Source organism: Bellilinea sp., assembly GCF_034432615.1.
Taxonomy (GTDB): Bacteria; Chloroflexota; Anaerolineae; order Anaerolineales; family Anaerolineaceae; genus Bellilinea.
Window position 1 is genome coordinate 1 of sequence record NZ_DAOUBL010000056.1, and the last position, 5168, is coordinate 5168.

Annotated in this window: 5 protein-coding genes; all 5 read right to left on the minus strand. The window is 53.4% G+C overall.

Annotated features, from left to right (window positions below; genetic code table 11):
* Nucleotides 1-1083, minus strand: a 1083-nt coding sequence (locus VAE48_RS03035) for a hypothetical protein (protein ID WP_322791839.1), incomplete at its 3' end; no start/stop codon positions are given.
* Nucleotides 1037-2590 carry a LysM peptidoglycan-binding domain-containing protein gene (locus tag VAE48_RS03040; protein WP_322791840.1) on the minus strand — a complete coding sequence of 518 codons (1554 nt, stop codon included), beginning with the start codon at nucleotides 2588-2590 and terminating at the stop codon, nucleotides 1037-1039. The genes VAE48_RS03035 and VAE48_RS03040, both read right to left, overlap by 47 nt.
* A gap of 6 nt (nucleotides 2591-2596) precedes the next feature.
* Nucleotides 2597-2941 (minus strand): histidine triad nucleotide-binding protein, encoded by a 345-nt coding sequence (locus VAE48_RS03045; protein ID WP_322791841.1) that lies wholly within the window; start codon nucleotides 2939-2941, stop codon nucleotides 2597-2599.
* Nucleotides 2938-4056, minus strand: a complete 1119-nt coding sequence (locus VAE48_RS03050; RefSeq protein ID WP_322791842.1) for a polysaccharide deacetylase family protein — start codon at nucleotides 4054-4056, stop codon at nucleotides 2938-2940. The genes VAE48_RS03045 and VAE48_RS03050 overlap by 4 nt, the downstream gene beginning before the upstream one ends.
* Nucleotides 4057-4087: 31 nt before the next feature.
* Nucleotides 4088-5168 (minus strand): inositol-3-phosphate synthase (locus VAE48_RS03055; RefSeq protein ID WP_322791843.1); only part of this gene is annotated, 1081 nt, incomplete at its 5' end.

Genomic DNA, 5168 nt, shown 5'->3' on the forward strand with positions numbered 1-5168 from the left:
GCCGGTCAACCTGACCGGCAGCAGCGGTTCAACCGCCTGCGCACGCATCCACGGGTTGCCATACATTTTTTCATACAGTTTTACAAAACTATCCTCACCGCCCAGTACGCCGTTCCACAGAATTTGCGGGTACAAACGGGAAAAGAGATACTGCAACGCTGCCGAACCGGCGTTCAACCCCGGCGCCAGGCGTACGCGGCTGCCATCCGAGAACTGTACCTCGGTCAAAATGCCGTTGCGCCAGCCGTAATATCCAATCGAAAGCTGCTGTACCGCCCAAGTGAGTTGTTTATAGAGGCCTTTTCTTTCGAAATTGATCACCCCCAGCGGATAATCCACTTCGGCAAGGTTAGCCGGTTGACCATATACCCAGCGCGCCTGATATTCCACCAGCGCCAGCAGCAAACGGGGATTGATGGAGTTTTCCACCGCCACTTTGTAAATCACCTCGTCGCTGCTTTTCCACCCATCTGCCAGATATTCGCGATAGGTACTGAGATAGCCTCCAGCCTGCTGAATTGTCCCTTTGAGATCAAAATCGAGCGCGGACGGCGAGAAAACAATTTCACTATCCGGCAGCAGCAAATCTGCCGGGCCGGTCTGGTCCAGCCGGTTGGGGATGATCAATAACTTTCCGGCATTGATCAAGCCGGTTTGCGGAACCGCTTCCGGAAAGGTTATTTCTTCCGGCAGCACCCCAAAGCGAACTGCGACTGCTGGCAGCGTATCTCCCGCTTGAGTGTAGTACAAAATGGGCGGGAGTGGCGTACTGCGGGTTGGCAGCGGGGTGAAAATGGGCTGAGAGGGAGTAAACCTTGCTTCACCGGGTGTGCTCACGGCTATCGGATTATCCAGCCCTCCCCCAGCCGGTTGCAAAGAAGGCAAAGCGGTTGCCTCCGGCTCAGCCGCACCTCCCCCCGAACCACCAGCCGGGAATAAGGCGGTTGCCGTCAAATCATAATCCGAAACATAGCCCTGCGAACAGGCAAGAATCGAAAGCAACCACACCCCCAGAACCAGCAGGGTCTGAAGACGCTTACCGGGAAATCTGATTTTCAGGAAGCAGGCGATCCCACGCTTCAACAATGACTCCATTCCGCACTAACATTCCATTATATTCTACACCATCTCCCACTGAGACCCAGCCGTCCAGCACAAACGGAACAGGCCCATCTGCCGGTATCCACTCACCATTGAACTTTCGCGCTATGTGAACATGAGTACCATTGGAAACCCCGCCTTCACAGGAAGGATGACCAAGCCGGTCGCCGGCTTTTACGCGCATTCCAACCGTTGCCCGGTCTGCAGTAGCCAGATGAAGATATAACACCGTCCAGCCGGTTTGTTCGTAGCCGTCACCATCCAGATCTAGCACCACTACACCGCTTTCCGAACGCACCACCACCCCATCTGCTACAGCCGTCACCCATTGATTGCTGATTCCACACCCCCAGCCGCTGTCGGGTGGGGCAAAATCAAGCGCAGCCCACGCCGAACCATCCCCCCAGCCGCCGTGCGGTCCCCCGGTAAATGACCAGACCACCCCATCCTCAAAGGGCAATTGCATGGCAGGCTGCTGTAAATCTACGGGCAGCAGCGGCTCAATCCCCCAGTCAAACGGATAGCCGAAAAACCGGTTGAAAACTGCGAAAAGTCCATCCGGCCCGACTGCAGAATCCCATTCGCTTCGCGAATATAACAATCCCATCAGATTTTGAACGCCAGCTGTGCCGGCATTAACAGTGGGGTCGGGCGGGACAAGTCCGCCATCTGCCAGCTGCCAGGCAGAGATGCCGTTCACTTTCCACAAGTAATAACCACGATTGAGTTGATTGGCGGCCCATGAAAGCTGGCGGTACAAGCCGCGCCGGTTTGGATCGTAAAAACGAAGAGGAAAATCCATCGTGTTGGCGGGTGGTTGTGATTGGCTCACCCACCCGGATTGATACTCCAGCACCGCCAACAGCAAGCGCGGGTTGACCGAATACTCGCGCGCCACCCGAATCACCACCTCTGTGCCGGTGTATGGCTGATCATCCAGCGTTTCGCGATAAGCAAAAAGATAGCCCCCCTGCTGGCGCACAAACGCAAACACATCAAAAGGAATAGCCGCAGGACTAAACACCAGTTCAGAATCGGGGATAATTTTGAAAGACGACCCCATCGGTTGCGGGGAAGGCGCCGGAATAATCACCCTTAAGCCAGCCGGCACCAAATTCGGGTTGGCAATCTGATTAGCCTCAACCAGGGTTTGAATATCCACATTAAACAATTGTGCAACTTTGCCAAGCGTATCCCCCGCTTGGAGGACATATTCATCCTGTTCGGAACGGAGCGTAGGTAAAAGGCGAGGCGCATCCGGTGTTGGTGTAAAAACAGGAGCGCCGGGAACCCGCGTGGGCGGCAGGGTAAAGGAGAGCGAAGGTGTTGGTGAGCCTTGCAATGAGTCAACAGATAAAAGCGGCGAATTTCCCCCCTCAACCGGCCTCCAAAAGTCCGATTGAGGCGCTGGCTGGACACATCTCAGCAAAATCATCGCAAACACACCGACCAGGATCATCCATTTTCTTCGCTGTTTGTCGCTCATCATACCCCTCTACTGAAACCGAAACGGCATTCTTCTCCCCCCGATCAGATGGAGGTGAAGGTGAAAAACCGACTGTCCGGCCTCAGGGCCGGTGTTAATCACCAAACGGTAACCGCGCTGATCCAACCCATTGGCAAAAGCCAGCTGCCTGGCAACCACAATCATATGTCCCAACAGGGCGGCATGTTTCTCCTCCACCTCGTTCACCGATTCGATGTGCTCATTGGGTACCACCAGAATATGCACCGGTGTGATCGGGTGAATATCAAAAAAAGCCGTCACAAACTCATCGGCAAACACGATGGTCGCAGGCGCTTCACTGCTGATGATTCGGCAAAATATACAATCCTTCATGGTTTCAAAATGGGTTCCATGGGGTGCATTTCAGGGCGAGGGTGCGCGGAACAATACCTGTTGTACCAGTCCAGTTCGGCCTGACGGTTTTGGTTGGCAAAATCGGCCGCCTGTTGTGCTAATTCTACCGCCTGATCCAGATTCACATAGGCGGCCGTGCTCCAGTAACGAGGTAATAACAGGAATGGGTTGCCCGCCTGCCGCTCGGGTTCTCCCTGGGGAATCCAGTTGAACATCACCGGTCCACGGGCATAGGCAGTAAAACCCAACTGATAACCGGCCTTGTCTGCCTCAGCAACGGTTGCGGGTGTAAAATTGCCGCCCGGCCAGATGAACACCTTTGGGCGAAAACCTAAATTTTCCTCAAACGCCTGAATTGGGCCATAAATCTCTTGATGAATCACATCGGCAGGGGTTTTTTCTGTAAAGTAAGTAGCGCCATTGTGTAAAAACCCATGTGCTTCAATTTCAACCCGCCCGGAAGCCAGCACGGATTTTATCTCACGCCATTCTCTTTGATCTGCCACACCGGTGATATACGCCATGACCAAAGTCCACTGATTTTGTTCCAGTACCGGCATAAAATGGTTACGCACGGTTCCCAGCCGCCGGTCATCAATGATTAATAGCAAGGAACGCGGGGGAATATACGCATTGCGTTGCAAGAAAGCCGCCAGTTGCTCAATCGTGATAGTCTGAAAACCCAGCTCAACCGCATGCTGCATGGTTTGTTTGAAATACTTTTCGGTTACGGTAATGTTGTCGTTGACACTGCCGCCTTCTTTGCGTATACCGTGGTACATGATCGGCACCACAACGCTGCCCGGTTGGGCATTTTGAGGGTCCCAGCGGGCAGCCAGATACTCACAGGTATCCAGGTAAGAAACCGGTTTTACATCTTTGGCAAGACGTGGAAGAAAACCTTCCACAGGAAGAGGGGTTTCGGTTTGGGTTGGCGTATGGGTTGGGATGTTCGTGAGATGCGGGATTACGGTGGCCGGCAGAAACGGCGTAGAACTCGGTTTGATCGTTTGGGCTGCTGTGGAAGGGGATATGGAAACATCTGGCGGCAGCTCAGCAACGCTTACGCACGCCGCCAGATGAAAAAGCATCATCCAGCACAGGCTTATAAAGGCAGAACGGAAATTACTCAGCCTCGCCACGAATAAATGCTTCGGTCATTTCCAGCGCTACCGAATCGCGGAACTGCTTGGGCGGAGTTTTCATGAAGTAAGAAGAAGGAGCGTACAACGGCCCGCCGATTCCGCGGTCCAGCGCCAGTTTGACACAGCGGATTGCATCAATTACCACGCCGGCTGAATTGGGCGAATCCCATACTTCTAATTTTGCTTCCAGATTGAGCGGCACCTCTCCAAAGGTGGTGCCTTCCATTCGAATGTAGCACCACTTGCGGTCAGTCAGCCACGGCACATAATCGCTGGGTCCAACGTGGATGTCATTTTCCGGCAGGGTATAAGGCAGCATTGAAGTAACCGCACCCGTTTTGGAAATCTTCTTGGATTCCAACCGCTCTCTTTCCAGCATGTTGAGAAAATCGGTATTACCGCCAAAATTCAACTGGTAAGTGCGGTCGAGCCTCACTCCGCGGTCCACGAACAGGCTGGTCAAAACCCGGTGTAGAATGGTTGCGCCCACCTGACTCTTAATATCATCACCGATGATTGGTAATTTTTTCTGGCGGAAGCGTTCCGCCCAGTATTCCGAACTGGCGATAAAGACCGGAATGGCGTTCACAAAACCACAACCGGCCTCCAGCACCTGCTCCACGTACCATTTGGTTGCCATTTCGGAACCCACCGGCAAGTAGCTGACCACCACATCCGTTTTGGTTTCCCGCAAAATACCCACAATATCCGCGGTGGGACCCGGTGCTTTTTTGACAATCTGGCTCAGGTATTTGCCCAGGCCGTCATGCGTCATGCCGCGGTAAACGGGCACGTTCAGGTAAGGCACCTCGGTAAATTTAAAGGTATTGTTCGGGTAAGAGAAAATGGCTTCTGAAAGGTCTTTCCCCACTTTGGTGTCCACCACATCAAAGGCAGCCGTAAATTCAATATCGCGGATATGGTAGCCGCCCAGATTGACATGCATCAACCCCGGAATACGGTCCGTTTCGGCCGCATTGCGATAGAAATGCACTCCCTGCACCAGCGAAGAAGCACAATTTCCCACTCCAACAATTGCTACGCGAACTTTTTTATCCTTT

Bases quoted from the DNA above. Each gene is read 5' to 3' on its own strand.
- VAE48_RS03045 (WP_322791841.1), bottom strand. From the start codon at position 2,941: ATGAAGGATTGTATATTTTGCCGAATCATCAGCAGTGAAGCGCCTGCG.
- VAE48_RS03050 (WP_322791842.1), bottom strand. From the start codon at position 4,056: ATGATGCTTTTTCATCTGGCGGCGTGCGTAAGCGTTGCTGAGCTGCCG.
- VAE48_RS03040 (WP_322791840.1), bottom strand. From the start codon at position 2,590: ATGATGAGCGACAAACAGCGAAGAAAATGGATGATCCTGGTCGGTGTG.